Below are 16072 nucleotides of genomic sequence, written 5' to 3' on the forward strand. Positions count from 1 at the left end.
GCACGGTAATGAATAGTTCGACTGAAACGGATGGACCGATGAAAGACCTTTTGCAGATCGACGGCCCGCGCCTGTGGGCGAGCCTCATGGAGATGGCGCGCATCGGCGCGACGGCGGGCGGCGGCGTGCGCCGGCTCGCGCTCACGCAGGAAGACCGGCGCGGGCGCGAGTTATTCGTGCGCTGGTGCCGCGAAGCGGGCATGACGACGTGGACCGACGAAGTGGGCAACCTGTTCGCGCGCCGCGAAGGCGACGACCCGCAGGCCGCGCCGGTGCTGATGGGCAGCCACCTCGACACGCAGCCCGAAGGCGGCCGCTTCGACGGCGTCTACGGCGTGCTCGCCGCGCTCGAAGTCGTGCGCGCGCTCAACGATGCGGGCGCGCGCACCGCGAAGCCCATCGAAATCTGCTCGTGGACCAACGAGGAGGGCGCGCGCTTCACGCCCGCGATGCTGGGTTCGGCGGTGTTCACGGGCGCGATGACGCTGGCGGACGCTTTGGCGCGCACCGACGCCGACGGCGTGACGCTAGGCGCCGCGCTCGACGCGAGCGGCGCGCGCGGCACGCGCGCCGTGCAAGGCTCGGCCGTCGATGCCTACTTCGAAGCCCACATCGAGCAGGGCCCGATCCTGGAGGCGAACGGCACCACCATCGGCGTGGTGACGGGCGGCCAGGCGATCCGCTGGTTCGACGTGAACGTGACGGGCGTGGCCGCGCACGCGGGCACGACGCCGATGCGCTATCGCAAGGATGCGTGGTTCGGCGCGGCGCAGATGTCGCTCGACATCGAACGCGCGATGGCGCGCTACGCGCCGCTCGGCCTCGTGACGATCGGCCAGGCGCAGATCGCGAACTCGTCGCGCAATACGATCGCGGCGAACCTCACCTTCACGGTCGATCTGCGCCATCCCGACGATGCGCAGCTCGACGCCATGGAGCGCGATCTGCGCGCGCTGTGCGCTGAGGTCGCAACGCAGCGCGGCCTTGGCGTGCAGATCGCGCATTGCTGGACGAGCCCGGCTACGCCGTTCGATGCGCAATGCGTCGAACTGGTCGCGCAGGCAACGGCGCGCCTTGGCTATTCGCACGAGCGTATCGTGAGCGGCGCGGGGCACGACGCGATCCACCTCGCGCGCTACTGCCCGACCGCGATGGTGTTCATCCCCTGCGTGGACGGCCTCTCGCACAACGAAGCCGAGGACGCATTGCCGCAAGACGTCACCGCCGGCGCGAACGTGCTCCTCAACGCCGTTGCCGCGCGCGCGGGCGTGCGCGCGGCCATTGCCGCCGGTGCGTGAAAAAAACAGAAGGAAAACTGAACATGAAAACCTGGTTTCACCCCGATCAACTGCTGCACCATCCGCGTGCTTATTTCTCGCGCGGCCAGTTGCGCGAGCCGCAGGAAGTACCGCAGCGCGCCGAGCATCTCGTCGCCGCGGCGCGCGCGCTCGGCTTCGATGTGCAGGCGCCCGCCGACTTCGGCACCGCGCCGCTTGCCGCCGTGCACGACATGAACTATCTGCGCTTTCTCGAAGAAGCGCACGTGCAATGGAAGCGCGTGCCCGAAGACTGGGGCGAAGAGGTCATGTCGAACATCTACGTGCGCGAGCCGAATCCGCTGCGCGGCGTGCTCGCGCAAGCGGCCCGCTATCTCGCGGACGGCAGTTGCCCCGTGGGGGCGAACACGTGGCGCGCGGCCTACTGGTCGGCGCAAAGCGCGTTGGCGGCGGCGGCGTGCGTGAACGAGGGCGCGCGCGAGTCGTATGCGCTTTCGCGCCCGCCGGGCCATCACGCACGCGCGGATGCGGCGGGCGGCTTCTGCTATCTGAACAATGCGGCCATTGCCGCGCAGTCGTTACGCGGGCGTTTCGGGCGCGTGGCGATTCTCGACACCGACATGCATCACGGCCAGGGCGTCCAGGAAATTTTCTACGGCCGCAGCGACGTGCTCTACATCTCGATCCACGGCGACCCGACCAACTTCTATCCCGTCGTCGCGGGCTACGAGGACGAGCGCGGCAACGGTGCGGGCGAAGGCTACAACGTCAATCTGCCGATGCCGCATGGCGCATCCGAAGCGGAGTTCTTCGAGCGTGTTGAAGCGGCCCTGCGCGTGCTCAGGCGTTTTCAGCCGGACGCGCTCGTGCTCGCGCTAGGCTTCGACATCTACAAGGACGATCCGCAATCGAAGGTCGCGGTGAGCACCGAAGGTTTCGGCCGGCTCGGCAGGGCCATCGGCGCGCTTGGGCTGCCTTCGGTGATCGTGCAGGAAGGCGGCTATCACCTCGAAAGCCTCGAAGACAACGCGCGCGCGTTCTTCGGCGGCTTTACGGGCGCGCGCTGATCAGGCCAGCAGCAGCCACGCCCCGCACGCGAGTCCTACCGTCGCGTAGACCGCGTAAGCGGGGAGCTTGAGCTTGCCGAAGCACATCGCCGAGAACACGGCCGTCAGCAGATACGACGCATGCAACGGCACATGCCGCGCGATATGCCAGACGGCGATCGCGAGGAACGCCGTGGTCGCGGCGCGCAGCACGCGCATGGCGTGCTCGAAGCGCGGGTTCGCCTTCATGCGGTGCAGGTGCCGCCGCGCGAGCACGACGAGGCAGCCCGAGGGCACGAAGAGCGCGAGCGTGGCGACGAGCGCGCCGACCCAGCCATCCACGAGATAGCCGAAGAAGGGCACCACGTTCAGGAGCGGCCCCGGCGAAAGCGGGGAGAGCGTGAACGCCAGCGTGAAGTCGTCGTTGGTGATGCCCACCGCGGGCGTGACGAACAGCGTCTTCAACACGGGCAGCGCCGAAAAGCCGCCGCCGAACAGCGTCATGCCCGCGCCCGCGAGACGCGGCCAGAGCAGCGCCAAATCTAGCGCGTGCGGCAACGGCAATGCGAACACGACGATCAGCGCGGCAAGCGCCGCAAGCAACTGCACGTCGCGCCGCGTGATGCGCAATTCGAACCGTTGCGAAGGCACCGGGCTCGCGAGCCAGCCCGTGGCGAATGCGACGAGGAGAATCGCCACGTAGGCCGCGGCGCTTGCGGCGAGCGCGAGCGTCGCGCAGGCCGCGAGCGTCACGCCCCATTCGAGCGGACCGCGTACGAGCGCCCGGGTTTGCCGATACCAGGTTACGCCGATCAACATGGCGAGCACGACGCTGAAATGGTCGAGCAGCGTGCGCGAGGCCACCGCGTGCACGAGCGGCGTGCGGTAGAAGATGGCGAATACCGTCATCAGCGCGAAGAAGGGCAGCACGCTCGCCACGCCCGCGACCCAGGCGCCCGCGCGTCCGCGCAACGCGTGGCCCAGTTGCACCGCGACGTTGCAGCCCACCGGCCCCGGCACCATCCACGCGAGCGCGACGAGATCGGAGAACGCGGTTTGCGTGAGCCGCTCTTCGCGCTCCACGTAGTGCTGCTCCAGTTGCGCCATGAGCGCGAGGCCGCCCCACGAGACCGCGGAAACGGTCAGCACGACGCGGAAGAGCGTCAGGAGCGGTTCTTGGTCGTCGCGGAGTTCGCCCGTATCGGGCGCCGCGATCGCTTCGTCGGTGCGGGTTTGCATGGCTGCATGATGCGTGCGAGGCGCGGGTGCGTCTGTGCGCGAAGGCACGCCGCGCGCGGAAGTACCTGCGCAAGGGCCAATGTCAGTGGCCAACGTCAGCGCGATTGCGGTGCGTCGCTCAGGCGCTCGTTGCGGCGCTCTTCGTGCGCGGCTTGCGTGCCGGGCTGCGTCGCGCTGCATACGCCGAAGCGCTCGATCAGCGCGGCCACGCCTTCCACGGGCACGGGGCGCGAGAACAGGAAGCCCTGCGCCTCGATCGGCCCGAGCGCGGAAAGCCACGCGATCTGCTCCTCGGTTTCGGTGCCTTCCACGACCACTGTGAGTCCGAGCGAGCGCGCGAGATTGACGATCGCCGAGACCATCACGCACACGCTGCGGTCGGCGGGAATGGCCTGCACGAACGAGCGGTCGACCTTGAGCGTGTCGACAGCGAAGCGGTTCAGATACGAGAGCGACGAATAGCCGGTGCCGAAGTCGTCGAGCGCGACGCGCACGCCCAGGCGCTTCAACGCGAAGATCTTCTCCGAGACGAGTTCCGGGTACTCCATCATCGCGGTTTCGGTGATCTCGAGTTCGAGCCGGTGCGCGGCGATGCCGGTTTCCTCGATGGCGTGCGACACGGTTTCGTAGAGATCGCCGCGCCAGAACTGCACCGCCGAGATGTTGATGGCGAGCGTGAGCGACTCGTATCCTTGCTGCTGCCACTGCGCGAGCTGCGCGCACGCGGTGCGGATCACGAAGTCGCCCACGGGCACGATGAGGCCCGTGGATTCGGCCACCGGAATGAATTCGCCCGCCGGAATGAGCCCGTATTGCGGATGGTTCCAGCGCACGAGCGCCTCGAAACCGGTGATGCAGCGCCGGCGCAGATCGATCTTCGGCTGGTAGGCGAGAAAGAGCTGGTCCTCGGCGAGCGCCACGCGCAGTTGCTGCTCCCACTTCATCAGGTGGTCGGCGCGATGGGCGAGCTGCGGCGAATAAAAGCGGAAGCAGTTGCGACCGGCTTCCTTCGCGGCGTACATCGCGAGGTCGGCCTTCTTGAGCAGATCGATTTCGCTTTCGTGCGCGACCGCGAAGAGCGCGATGCCGGTGCTCGCATGCAGCACGAAGGCGCTGCCGCGCACGTCGAACGGATGCGTGAACGCGGCGTTGGTCGCTTCGGCGAGCGCGATGGCGCGCTTTTCGATGTCGTCGCCCTTTACGATCACCACGAACTCGTCGCCGCCGATGCGCGCGAGCGTGCCGGCGCCGCCCACGGCGTCGGCGAGGCGCGCGGCGCTCATCTGCAGCACGATGTCGCCGGCGTTGTGGCCGAGCGTGTCGTTGACGGTCTTGAAGTTGTCGAGGTCGATGAAGAGGATCGCGAGGCGCCCGAGATTGCCCGGCTGCGAGACTTCGTGGCGCAGCCGCTGCAGCGTGGCGTAGCGGTTGGGCAGGCCCGTGAGCAGGTCGTACTGCACGAGTTGCGACATCTCGCGCTCGCGCCCGAGCAGCTTGCCGATCAACCCGGTGGCGACCGCGAAGAACGACAGCATGGCGAGCGAGATGAACGTCGCCATCATCAGGTAGACGTCGCGCGTGTGGTTGTAGTCGGCGAACTCTTCGGCTTGCGAGAGACCGACGAGCACGGCGAGCGGATAGCCGTCGATATGGCGATACGAGACGATGCGCGTGACGTGATCGATGGGATCGACGTAGGTGCCCGACACGTGCTCGGAAATGGGATACACGCCGCTTGCGGAGAACGTGCCGTCCGCGCGCTCGGCGCTGCCCGTGCGGCGCGCGAGCACGGAGCCGTTGTCCGAAATCACGGCGATCACGCCGTCACGGCCGATCGCCGCGTTGTTGTAGAAGTCGCTCGTGAAGTAGCTCGGATCTTCCGATACCACCACCACGCCCGCGAACGAGCCGTCCGGGTGATTGAGGCGGCGCGTCATCTGCAGGGTCCAGTGGCCGGACACGCGGCCGAGCACCGGCTTGCTGATATAGAGCTGGTCGTCGTTCTCGTGTTCGTGCACCTTGAAGTGCTCGCGGTCCGAGAGATCGATGGGCTTGGGATTCGGGTCGGCCGTGTTGGCGATGAGCGTGCCGTGCTCGTCGATGATCGACACCTGCACGAGCGAGTCGCTCTGCACCACACCCTTCTCGACCGTGCTCGCGAGATCGAATTGGCCCGGCGACTTCTCGAATTCGTACTTCACGAAACGCGTGATCTGGTCGACCTGGTGGATGGCCTTGACGGTGTGCTGTTCGAGCGCCGCCGAGAGTATGGCCGCCGAGGCCGTGGCTTCGCGCATGGTCGCTTCCTTCTCGACCGACAGGCGCGTGAAGATGACCGCCCACAGCAGCACGAGCACCAGCACGCCCAGCAGCGGAATGGCGAGCAGCGCGCGCGGACGCGTGTACGTGGGGCCGGGCGCGTTGCGCAGGCTCGAATCGCGCGAAAACGGACCCCGTGTGGCGCTCATCGCGGCCGCCGTAGGCGCGTGAGCGCGCACCGCGGATGCGGCGGCCAGAACGGCAACAATGCGCTCGGTTGAGTCGGCGGCATGAATAACGGATGGCTGGGGGAAGACGCGCATTGCGCGCGGGCAATGAACGCCGGACGCGTCGTGCGTCCGATGTTTCGATATTACTGGTTGGGGAATGATTAAGGAAGCGATGGTCCCCCGGGTATACGCGAGGGTTCCCTCGACACGCGCGCGATGCCCATGTGCGGTGCATAGATGCGACGCGGCGCATGGCGGCCCATGCGCCATGCATGACGCCCTGCAGGAGAAGCGGCGCTGCAGCCGCTCAGGCGATGCGGCAGGTCCCGTCGACGACCGTCACCGAATGGCCGCCAATCCAGATCTTTTTCGCCGCATCGTCATAGTGGACGTGCACGCGCCCGTCGCGCCCGAGCGCCGTGCCCTGGCGCACCGTATAGCGGGTGCCGGGCCGGCGATTCTGCTGTTCGAGCAGCATGGCGATGGCGGCGTTCGCGCTGCCCGTCACCGGGTCTTCGCCTTTGCCGAGGCCCGTCATGAGACAGCGTACTTCGAAGGTCGCGGGGCCATCGGCCTCATGCGCGCCGTAGGCGGCCACGCCATGGGCGCCGACGCTCGCGGCAACCGCAACGATTGCCGCATGGTCGATGTCGAGCGCGAGCACCGCCTGCGCCGACGCGAGACGCACGACGAGCCAGGGCGCGCCGTTGTCGACGCCGCAGGGCGTCGCCGTGAAGTCGATGGCCTCCGAGCGCAGCGCGGCGCGCAAGGCATCGAGTTGCGCGCCGGCGAGCGGCGTGAAGCGCGCGGGCGGCGCGGCGAAGGCCCATGCGCCGTTCTCGCCCGCGGCCAGATCGATGAAACCCGCGCCGCATTCCTGCACGAGGCGGCCGGGCGTTTTCGGCGCGCGGCCGCTTTCGAGAAACGCGTGCGCCGTGCCGAGCGTCGGGTGACCCGCGAAGGGCAACTCGCCCTTGGTCGTGAAGATGCGCACGCGATAGTCGGCGCGCGCGTCGGTGGGGGCGAGCAAAAAGCTGGTTTCCGAGAGGTTCGTCCAGCGCGCGATGGCCTGCATCTCGTCGCCGCTCAAGCCATCGGCGTCGAACACCACGGCGAGCGGGTTGCCCTTGAAGGGTACCGACGTGAAGACGTCGACCTGTTTGAAGCGAACGCTGTGCTGGGTCATGGCGGGACGATCGGAAAGAGGAGAGAGGGCGCGAGAGGATGCGCCAGGTCGCGCGAGCGCGCAACGGAAAACCGCATGAAAGTGCGCGGACCTTGATGCAGGCCCGCGCACGTTGCCAAAGCTCGTTGCTTTGCTTGTTGCTTCTTTACTCGACTTCGGCGATCAGCTCGATCTCGACGCACGCGCCAAGCGGAATCTGCGCGACGCCGAACGCCGAGCGCGCGTGCTTGCCCTTCTCGCCGAACACGTCGGCGATCAGTTCCGAAGCGCCGTTCGTGACAATGTGCTGCTCGGTGAAGGTGAGCGTCGAGTTCACGAGGCTCATGAGCTTGACCACGCGCTTGACCTTGTTGAGGTCGCCCGTGTGGGTGTGCAGCGTCGCGAGCAGGTCGATCGCGATCGAGCGCGCGGCGGCCTTGCCTTCCTCGGTCGTGAGCGATTCGCCGAGCTTGCCGCCCCACACCTTGCCGTCCTTCTTCGCGATGTGACCCGACAGGTACACCGTGTTGCCGCTTTGGGCGCTCATCACGTAGGCCGCGGCGGGCGCGCCCGCCTGGGGCAGCGTGATGCCGAGTTGTTCCAGGCGGTCGTAGACGTTGATGTCAGCCATGATCAGATTTCCTCGTTCGTGTGTTGAGTCGAAAACAGTCAGCCGCCATGCGCGACAGGCGTCAGGCGTGCGCGCGGATCAGCGCCGCCAGCTTCGCGACGCCTTCTTCGATCTTCGCGGGCGGCACCGTGACGAACGAGAGCCGCAGCTTGTTGTGTTGCGGCTCGTCGGCGAAGAACGGCGCGCCGGGCACGAAGGCCACGTTCTGCGCAACGGATTCGGCCAGCAGCTTCATGCTGTCGATGTTCGCGGGCAGCGTCACCCACACGAACATGCCGCCTTCGGGACGGTTCCAGCTCACGCCTTCGGGCATGTTGCGCTTGAGCGAGTCGAGCATTGCCTCGCACTGGTCGCGGTAGAGCGCGCGCACCTTCGGGATGTGCGTGTCGAGGAAGCCGTCCTTGACCACCTCGTAGACGATGCGCTGCGTGAAGCTCGGCGTGTGCAGGTCGGTGGCCTGTTTGGCCTGCACGAGTTTGAAGTGCAGGTCTTCGGGCGCAATGATGTAGCCCACGCGCAGTCCCGGCGCGAGGATCTTCGAGAACGAGCCCAGATGCACGACATGCTCGGGCGCGAGCGAATGCACGGTGGGCAGCGGCTCGCCCGCGTAGAGGAGCGCGCCGTAGGGGTCGTCTTCGATCACGGGGAAGGGCGAGTGCTTCGCGAATTCCGCGAGCGCCTGGCGGCGCTCGAGCGGCAGGCGGCGGCCCGTGGGGTTCTGGAAGTTCGGGATCGCGTAGAGCAGGCGGGCGCCCGCGGTCAGTTCCGGCGTGAGGCCTTCGGGCACGAGGCCCTTCTCGTCGGTCGGCACCTGCACGTAGTTCGGCTCATACAGCGAGAACGATTGCAGCGCGCCGAGGTAGGTGGGCGTTTCCACGAGCACGGGGCTCCCGGGCGAGACCAGCACCTTGCCGATCAGGTCGAGCGCCTGCTGCGAACCCGTGGTGATGAGCACCTGCGAGGGACGCACTTTCACGCCGCCCACCGAGTGGCGCGCGGCGATCCATTCGCGCAGCGGCATATAGCCTTCGGTCGCGCTGTACTGGAGGGCGCCCGAGGGATCGTCGCGCAGGATGCGGTCGGCGGCGGCGCGCATTTCCTCGGCCGGGAAGCTGGCCGGCGCGGGCAGGCCGCCCGCGAACGAAATGACTTCGGGGCGCTCGGTGACCTTCAGGATCTCGCGAATCGCCGAGCTGGTCAGCTTGATTGCACGCTCGGACAGTTGCCACGCGGGCGCGGCCTTGATATCGCTCTGGTCCATGGGGTCTCCTTGAGGTGGGGCGAATAACGGATTCGGGGAATTCAGGGGCGGCATGGGGCGCGATCGTGCGCCGCCGGATGCCGCCGAAAACCTTCGATTATGACGCGAAACGGGTTCATGCGCGGTTCATACGCGGCTCATGCGCGGCTCATGCGCGGCTCATGCGCGGTTCATGCGCGCACTGGCGCCGGGGCCGTGCGGATCGCCGCACGCCGGCCCAGCACCACGGTGGCGATCACGGCGGCCGCGTAGAGCCAGGCCGAGGGCGCGACCTGTTCGCCGAAAAAGAGCGCCGAGAACGCCATCGTGAAGAATATCTGCAGCAGTTGCACCTGGCCCACGCGCGCCGTGCCGCCCATGGCGAGCCCTGCGTACCACGCGAAGAAGCCGATGAACTGCGAAAACAGCGTGACGTAGCCGAAGGCGAGCCAGGTTTTGAGCGCGACGGGGCCCGGATGCGCCACGTGGTGCGCCCACGCGAGCCAGCCCACCGGCAGCGCGAGGAACGGCGCCGAGAGCACGAGCGCCCAGCAGATCACCTGCCAGCCGCCGAGTTGGCGTGCGAGGCGCGCGCCTTCGGCGTAACCGAGCGCGCCGATGCCCACGGCGATCAGCATCCACGCGTCGCCCGCGTGCAGCGAGCCGCCGCCCGCCTGAAGCGCGAACGCGACCACGAGCGCGCTGCCGACGAGCGCGCTGGCCCAGAACGCCTTCGAGGGCCGCTCGTGCGAGAGCCACGCGGCGTAAATCGCCACGGCGAGCGGCTGCAAGCCATTGACGATGGCGCCGTGCGAGGCCGGCACGGTCTTCATCGCGAAGGCGGAAAACACCGGAAACGCGACGATCACGCCAAGCGACACCACGGCGAGGCTCTTGACCTGCGGCCACGTGGGCCGTTTTTCGCGACGGATGGCGAGCAGCAGCGCCGCCGGCACGGCGGCGGCGAGCGCGCGGCCGAGACCGTTCAGGAGCGGGTGGAATTCGGCGACGACGATGCGCGTCATCGGCAGCGTCAGGCTGAAGATCATGACGCCGACGAGGCCGAGCAGCATGCCTTGGGTTTCGCGTGCTTTCATGCGGGACTTTGCGCTCGACGGATCAGCGTGCCGGCGCGCCGAGCGTGCGCGGACCGGACGGGGTTTCGAACTGCGCGACGAGCGCGGGCGAGAGGGCTTCCTCCACGGCGATCAGATGCGCCGCGCCGAGCCACTGAAGCTGCTCGCGAACAAGCTGCGCCTGTGGATGGAAACCCGTGAGCGACGAAAGCGCGATGCCGCTATCGGCCAGCATCTGCGACGGGTGGCGCGCGGTGTCCCACTGGATCAGCGAGGGCAGGATGCCGTCGCCCGCACCCTGCCAGCCCGGGAACGCGCCGTCCCGCGGGACGGTGAGCTGCCAGCCCAGTTGCGCAACCCCGTCGCCGCGCGTCATGGGCACGAGTTCGGCAATACGCTGCGGATACTGTTCGCGCCAGCGCGCGAGGTTTTTCGGCGGATCGACGCGCGCGACCCAATGCGAGAGGTACGGGCCCTGTTCCAGGCGCGCCTGCATCGCGGGATCGTCTAGCGCGAAAAGGCGCGCGCGAGCGTGCGCGCCGGTCTTTGCGGCCGGGTCGGCGGCGATGACTTCCAGATACGCGCCGCCCCACAACCCGAGCAGCCGGTTGTGCGTGCGCATGAGCGGATGCGCGCCGCCGCCCGTGGGCGCGACACCGAGCGCGTCGCTCACGTACTGCACGCCTTCTTCCAGCGTGCGCGCGGCAACGACGAGGTGATCGAGACGAAGCGGCGAAGCGTTCATGTGAGGACGGGACGAGAAGTGATCTCGGGGCCGGAAGGAAAGCGGCGGAGCCTACGCGCAGGCAGTGTGCCGACGCCATTACCGAATCCTTACCGGTACGCATGCGATCAAATGTACCGGTATGGTGGCGGACAGTAACGGTACAATCGGCCCGATAGTGCTCTGTACAGTTCGAGTTCAGGGAGTCCCGCATGTCCTCCGTACCGCTAGACCAGATCCCCGCGCCGCACGACGCGGGCACGCTCACGCTCGTCGACCAGCTCGTGCAGTGGGGCCGCCGCCGCATCGAGGAGCGGGTGTTTCGCCCCGGCATGCGTATGCCGTCCATCCGCAAGCTCGCGCTCGACAAGGGCGTGTCGCGCTTCACAGTGGTCGAGGCGTACGAGCGGCTGGTCGCGCAGGGCTACCTCGATTCGCGGCGGGGCTCGGGTTTCTACGTGCGCGAGCGGCTGGCGCTCGTGGCGGGCGGCGAACGCTCGCCAGGTACGGCGGGCGCGCCGGCGCGCGCAGAAGGCGCCATGACGGCCGCCGCACCCGCGCCGTCCACGATCGACGTGGTCTGGCTGCTACGCAACATGCTTCACACGTCCACGCGGCCCGAAAAAGGGCCGGGTCTCGGCTACTTGCCCGCGCGCTGGCTCGACGGCGAACTGCTGACCGGCGCGATGCGCTCGCTCGGCCGCCAGAGCGGCACGCAACTACTGGGCTTCGGCTCGCCGCAAGGCTTCCTGCCGCTGCGCCAGCAACTCCAGACGCGCATGGCGGAACTCGAGATCGGCGCGACGCCCGACCAGATCGTGCTGGTTTCGGGCATTACCCAGGCGATCGACCTGCTTGCGCGCCTCTACGTGCAGCCCGGCGACACGGTGATCGTCGGCGACCCCGCGTGGTTCCAGATGTTCGGGCGCTTCGCTTCGCAGGGCGCGCGGCTCATGGGCATGCCGTACACGCCCGATGGGCCCGACCTCGACGCGCTCGAAGCGCTGGTTCAGACCTGGCGCCCGAGGATGCTCGTCATCAACTCGGTGCTGCAAAACCCCACCGGCACGTCGCTCACGGCCGCGCAGGCGTTCCGCATTCTGAGGCTGGCCGAGCAGTACGATTTCATCGTCGTCGAGGACGACATCTACGGCGACCTTTGCCCGGCGGGCTATTCGGCCACGCGCCTGGCGAGCCTCGACCAGCTTCGCCGCGTGATCTACCTCGGCAGTTTCTCGAAGACGCTCGCCCCGAACCTGCGCGTGGGCTACATCGCGAGCGCGCTCGACGTCACCCAGGCCGTGGCGGACCAGAAAATGCTCGTCGGCATGACGAGTCCCGAGCTGAACGAACGCGTGCTGTACCGCGTGCTCACGGAAGGACACTACCGGCGCCACGTGGAGCGCCTGCGCGGGCGTCTGGACGGCGTGCGCGACAAGGCCGCGCGCATGCTGGAGCGCGCCGGCCTGCGTCTTTTCGCGGCGCCGGGCGCGGGCATGTTCCTGTGGGCGGACACGGGCGTGGACGCGGACGGGCTTACTGCGGCGGGCCACGAAGCGGGTTTCCTGCTCGCGCCGGGGAGCCTTTTCTCGCCGCACCAGTCGCCTACCACCTGGATGCGCTTTAACGTCGCCAACTGCGGCGATCCGGCGCTCCCCGCGTTTCTTGCCGAGTATCTCGAAGGTGTGGCCAGGCGCGGCGGGAGCGCGCAAGCATGAATTCGCAACCCGGCGGCTCTTGAAACCGGCGCCGTCTGTCCCCAAGTGGGCGAACGGCGCGCCGCGATGCGATGTTGCGCGGAATTCCGCCGGGAATTCGCGGCCACACATTTGTCTGACTAGAACTGCAACGAAAGAGGACCCTCGACCATGGCACAAGAAACCATGAGCTTCCAGGCGGAAGTGAAACAGCTTCTGCACCTGATGATCCATTCGCTGTACAGCAACAAGGAAATCTTCCTGCGCGAGCTGATCTCGAACGCATCGGATGCGGCGGACAAGCTGCGCTTCGAGGCGATCGCGAATAGCGCGCTCTACGAAAACGATCCGAACCTGCGCATTCGCGTGGGCTTCGACAAGCAAGCGCGCACCATCACGATCGAGGACAACGGCATCGGCATGAGCCATGACGAAGCCGTGTCGAACCTCGGCACGATCGCGCGCTCGGGCACGAAGGAATTCTTCGGCAAGCTCTCGGGCGACCAGCAGAAGGACGCGGCGCTGATCGGCCAGTTCGGCGTGGGCTTCTATTCGGGCTTCATCGTCGCGGACAAGATCACCGTGGAAAGCCGCCGCGCGGGCCTTTCGGCCGCCGAGGGCGTGCGCTGGACGAGCGCGGGCGAGGGCGAATTCGCCGTCGAGACGATCGAGCGCGCGCAACGCGGCACGACGATCACGCTGCATCTGCGCGAAGGCGAGGACGAACTGCTTTCCGCATGGAAGATCAAGTCGATCATCCAGAAGTATTCGGATCACGTCGGCCTGCCCATCGAGATGAAGAAGGAAGAATGGGACGCCGAAAAGAGCGAGATGGTCACGAAGGACGAGTTCGAGACCATCAACCAGGCGAGCGCGCTGTGGACGCGTTCGAAGAGCGAGATCAGCGACGAGCAGTATCAGCAGTTCTATCAGCATCTCGCGCACGACCACCAGAATCCGCTCGCGTGGACGCATAACCGGGTGGAAGGCCGCAGCGAATACACCCAACTGCTGTACGTGCCGGCGCATGCGCCGTTCGATCTGTGGAACCGCGATCACAAGAGCGGCCTGAAGCTGTACGTGAAGCGCGTGTTCATCATGGACGACGCCGAGCAACTGCTGCCGAACTATCTGCGCTTCGTGAAGGGCGTGGTCGATTCGAGCGATCTGCCGCTCAACGTTTCGCGCGAAATCCTCCAGGAAAGCCGCGACGTGAAGGCGATTCGCGACGGCGTGACCAAGCGCGTGCTCTCGATGCTTGAAGAGATGGCCTCGGCGCAAACCGACGCCGAAGCGAAGGAAGAAGACAAGGCGAAGTACACGACGTTCTGGACCGAGTTCGGCCAGGTGCTCAAGGAAGGCATAGGCGAGGATCACGCCAATCGCGAGCGCGTGGCGAAGCTCGCGCGCTTTGCATCGACGCACAACGACACGAACGAGCAGACCGTTTCGCTCGCCGATTACGTTGCGCGCATGAAGCCCGAGCAGACGAAGATCTACTACGTCACCGCCGACACGTGGCAGGCCGCGAAGAACAGCCCGCACCTCGAAGTGTTCCGCAAGAAGGGCGTGGAAGTGCTGCTGCTCACGGACCGCGTGGACGAGTGGATGCTGTCGTTCCTCAACGAGTTCGACGGCAAGCCGCTTGCTAGCGTGGCGCGCGGCGACCTCGACCTCGGCGCGCTCAACGACGAGGAAAAGCAGCAACAGGAGAAGGTGAGCGAGGAACTCAAGCCGCTCGTCGAGCACATGAAGGACGCGCTCAAGGACAAGGCCAAGGACGTGCGCCTCACGTTCCGCCTGACCGATTCGCCCTCGTGCCTCGTGGCCGACGAAGGCGACATGAGCGGTTATCTGCAACGCATGCTGAAGGCGGCGGGGCAGCAGGCGCCGTCGATGCAGCCGATCCTCGAGGTGAACCCGGAGCATCCGCTCGTGAAGGCGTTGCGCACCGATAGCGCGGACTTTGGCGACTGGTGCAATCTGCTGTTCGATCAGGCGTTGCTGGCGGAAGGCGGCGCGCTCGAAGATCCAGCGAGTTTTGTGAAGCGCACGAATGCGTTGCTGATGGGGCGCGCCGGCTAAAGCTTCACGCGCGGTGGCATGATCGAAACCCCTTGCGGCTACTTGCTGCAAGGGGTTTTCTTTTGCCCGCCCCGCTCGCAGCGAACCGAAATCCTCGCGGCCTATAATGCGCGCCATGTCTCTCCGATTCGATGCCGCTAACGCGCACTGGCGCGTCACGCCCCTGCCTGCCTTGAGCGCCGGCCAGAAGGACTGGCTCACGCGCGGCGGTTCGCTCACGGCGCATCTGCGCGCGCTCGGACGCGTCGTCGTGCGCGTGACGCGCGAAGCCGTCGATATGCCGTGGCCCGACGAATGCGCCGCGCTCGGTCTCGCGCCGCGCGAGCGCGCGTGGGTGCGCGAGATCGTGCTCGAAGTCGACGGCGTGCCGTTCGTCGCCGCGCACAGCGTGACGCCGCTCGCCGCGAGTCAAGGCGTGTGGCAGGCCATGCGGCGCTTGCGCACGCGGCCGCTCGCGGAACTGCTCTATAGCGACAGCGGCGTGGCGCGCTCCGCGCTCGTGAGCCGGCGCGTGAACGCCCGGCATCCGCTTCATGCGCTCGCGGCGCGCGAAATCACGAACGAACCTGAGCACGCGCCGCATGCGTTCGTTGCGCGCCGCTCGGTGTTCGAGCGCGCCGGCGCGCCGCTGCTCGTGACCGAATGCATGCTGCCCGCGCTGTGGTCGCGTCTCGCGAGCGGTCCGCTGACTCAGGAAGCCGGCGTGCATCTCGGACGCGAACGCGGCCCGCTCGATCACACCGCCTCGCGCGCGCATCAGGCGCCGCGTTGAACTGGCTCCACGCATTGCCATGACCTTCAAGCGCTGCTTCGATCCCGTCGTCGATGCGCGTACGCGCGTGCTTATCCTCGGCAGCCTGCCGGGCGAAGCGTCGCTCGCGCATCAGCAGTATTACGCGCACAAGCAGAACAAGTTCTGGCATCTGGTGGGCGAGGTGATCGGCGAGGATCTCGTTGTCATGGAGTACGAAGCGCGGCTGCAAACGCTGCTTAAGCATCGTGTGGGCCTCTGGGACGTCGTGGCTCAGGCGCGCCGCGAGGGCAGTCTCGATGGCGATATCCGCGATCACGAGGGCAACGATCTCGTCGCGCTCGTCGAGCGCCTGCCCGCGCTCGAAGCGATCGCGTTCAACGGCGGCACGGCGGCGCGCATCGGCGAGCGCATTCTCGGCGTGCATGCGCGCCCGCTGACGATTGTGCGGCTTCCATCCAGCAGTCCCGCTTATGCGTCGATGAACTTCGCGGCGAAGCTCGTGCAGTGGCGCGCCTTGCACGCATTCGCGGGCGACCCCGACGCGCGTATGAGCCCTGGCGCACACAGGCGTAAGCGCGCTGCAACCTGGCTGCGCTAGCATGGTCCCGCGCACGCCGAGGTGCGCGCCCGTACCGCCGGGACACGAGAC

13 protein-coding genes are annotated in these 16072 nt (G+C 67.2%); 6 read left to right on the forward strand and 7 right to left on the reverse strand.

Going from position 1 to position 16072, the window contains the following annotated elements; translation table 11 throughout:
- The first annotated feature begins 38 nt into the window (after positions 1 to 38).
- Positions 39 to 1298 carry a Zn-dependent hydrolase gene (locus U5768_RS26095; RefSeq protein WP_322033270.1) on the forward strand — a complete coding sequence of 420 codons (1260 nt, stop codon included), beginning with the start codon at positions 39 to 41 and terminating at the stop codon, positions 1296 to 1298.
- A 23-nt stretch (positions 1299 to 1321) separates the two neighbouring features.
- Complete coding sequence (locus tag U5768_RS26100) at positions 1322 to 2344, forward strand: histone deacetylase family protein (protein ID WP_322033271.1); 1023 nt, start codon at positions 1322 to 1324, stop codon at positions 2342 to 2344.
- Here the strand turns inward: U5768_RS26100 and U5768_RS26105 are convergent, their stop codons facing one another.
- From U5768_RS26105 to U5768_RS26135, 7 genes are all read right to left on the reverse strand, one after another.
- Entirely contained in the window at positions 2345 to 3562 is a 1218-nt protein-coding gene (locus U5768_RS26105) for a chromate transporter (protein WP_322033272.1), read from the reverse strand. It abuts the gene before it with no gap.
- A 95-nt stretch (positions 3563 to 3657) separates the two neighbouring features.
- Positions 3658 to 6030 (reverse strand): EAL domain-containing protein, encoded by a 2373-nt coding sequence (locus U5768_RS26110; RefSeq protein ID WP_322033273.1) that lies wholly within the window; start codon positions 6028 to 6030, stop codon positions 3658 to 3660.
- A gap of 328 nt (positions 6031 to 6358) precedes the next feature.
- A complete protein-coding gene (locus U5768_RS26115; RefSeq protein WP_322033274.1) occupies positions 6359 to 7237 on the reverse strand; it encodes a PhzF family phenazine biosynthesis protein in 879 nt (292 codons plus the stop codon).
- A gap of 145 nt (positions 7238 to 7382) precedes the next feature.
- On the reverse strand, positions 7383 to 7847 hold the full coding sequence (locus U5768_RS26120) for a RidA family protein (RefSeq protein WP_322033275.1): 465 nt from the start codon (positions 7845 to 7847) through the stop codon (positions 7383 to 7385).
- Between the two features lie 61 nt (positions 7848 to 7908).
- Positions 7909 to 9108 carry a PLP-dependent aminotransferase family protein gene (locus U5768_RS26125; RefSeq protein WP_322033276.1) on the reverse strand — a complete coding sequence of 400 codons (1200 nt, stop codon included), beginning with the start codon at positions 9106 to 9108 and terminating at the stop codon, positions 7909 to 7911.
- 170 nt (positions 9109 to 9278) lie between these two features.
- A complete protein-coding gene (locus U5768_RS26130) occupies positions 9279 to 10184 on the reverse strand; it encodes a DMT family transporter (RefSeq protein WP_322033277.1) in 906 nt (301 codons plus the stop codon).
- Positions 10185 to 10206: 22 nt separating this feature from the next.
- Positions 10207 to 10908 carry a VOC family protein gene (locus U5768_RS26135; RefSeq protein WP_322033278.1) on the reverse strand — a complete coding sequence of 234 codons (702 nt, stop codon included), beginning with the start codon at positions 10906 to 10908 and terminating at the stop codon, positions 10207 to 10209.
- A gap of 191 nt (positions 10909 to 11099) precedes the next feature.
- On the opposite strand from U5768_RS26135, the gene U5768_RS26140 reads away from it, so the two are divergent.
- The 4 genes from U5768_RS26140 (at position 11100) to U5768_RS26155 (ending at position 16021) form a co-directional block, all read left to right on the forward strand.
- A complete protein-coding gene (locus U5768_RS26140; RefSeq protein ID WP_322033279.1) occupies positions 11100 to 12605 on the forward strand; it encodes a PLP-dependent aminotransferase family protein in 1506 nt (501 codons plus the stop codon).
- 150 nt (positions 12606 to 12755) lie between these two features.
- A complete protein-coding gene (htpG, locus tag U5768_RS26145) occupies positions 12756 to 14669 on the forward strand; it encodes a molecular chaperone HtpG (RefSeq protein WP_322033280.1) in 1914 nt (637 codons plus the stop codon).
- A gap of 115 nt (positions 14670 to 14784) precedes the next feature.
- Positions 14785 to 15441, forward strand: a complete 657-nt coding sequence (locus U5768_RS26150; protein WP_322033281.1) for a chorismate--pyruvate lyase family protein — start codon at positions 14785 to 14787, stop codon at positions 15439 to 15441.
- A 19-nt stretch (positions 15442 to 15460) separates the two neighbouring features.
- A complete protein-coding gene (locus U5768_RS26155; RefSeq protein ID WP_322033282.1) occupies positions 15461 to 16021 on the forward strand; it encodes a DNA-deoxyinosine glycosylase in 561 nt (186 codons plus the stop codon).
- Positions 16022 to 16072 lie beyond the last annotated feature (51 nt).

Origin of the sequence: Paraburkholderia sp. J76, from assembly GCF_905220295.1 — a bacterium.
Taxonomy (GTDB): Bacteria; Pseudomonadota; Gammaproteobacteria; order Burkholderiales; family Burkholderiaceae; genus Paraburkholderia.

Excerpts from the sequence above, each read along its gene's own strand:
- U5768_RS26155 (WP_322033282.1), top strand. The coding sequence starts at position 15,461 with ATGACCTTCAAGCGCTGCTTCGATCCCGTCGTCGATGCGCGTACGCGC.
- U5768_RS26105 (WP_322033272.1), bottom strand. The coding sequence starts at position 3,562 with ATGCAAACCCGCACCGACGAAGCGATCGCGGCGCCCGATACGGGCGAA.
- U5768_RS26110 (WP_322033273.1), bottom strand. The coding sequence starts at position 6,030 with ATGAGCGCCACACGGGGTCCGTTTTCGCGCGATTCGAGCCTGCGCAAC.
- U5768_RS26150 (WP_322033281.1), top strand. The coding sequence starts at position 14,785 with ATGTCTCTCCGATTCGATGCCGCTAACGCGCACTGGCGCGTCACGCCC.
- U5768_RS26095 (WP_322033270.1), top strand. The coding sequence starts at position 39 with ATGAAAGACCTTTTGCAGATCGACGGCCCGCGCCTGTGGGCGAGCCTC.
- U5768_RS26130 (WP_322033277.1), bottom strand. The coding sequence starts at position 10,184 with ATGAAAGCACGCGAAACCCAAGGCATGCTGCTCGGCCTCGTCGGCGTC.
- U5768_RS26140 (WP_322033279.1), top strand. The coding sequence starts at position 11,100 with ATGTCCTCCGTACCGCTAGACCAGATCCCCGCGCCGCACGACGCGGGC.
- U5768_RS26100 (WP_322033271.1), top strand. The coding sequence starts at position 1,322 with ATGAAAACCTGGTTTCACCCCGATCAACTGCTGCACCATCCGCGTGCT.
- U5768_RS26125 (WP_322033276.1), bottom strand. The coding sequence starts at position 9,108 with ATGGACCAGAGCGATATCAAGGCCGCGCCCGCGTGGCAACTGTCCGAG.
- U5768_RS26120 (WP_322033275.1), bottom strand. The coding sequence starts at position 7,847 with ATGGCTGACATCAACGTCTACGACCGCCTGGAACAACTCGGCATCACG.
- htpG (WP_322033280.1), top strand. The coding sequence starts at position 12,756 with ATGGCACAAGAAACCATGAGCTTCCAGGCGGAAGTGAAACAGCTTCTG.
- U5768_RS26135 (WP_322033278.1), bottom strand. The coding sequence starts at position 10,908 with ATGAACGCTTCGCCGCTTCGTCTCGATCACCTCGTCGTTGCCGCGCGC.
- U5768_RS26115 (WP_322033274.1), bottom strand. The coding sequence starts at position 7,237 with ATGACCCAGCACAGCGTTCGCTTCAAACAGGTCGACGTCTTCACGTCG.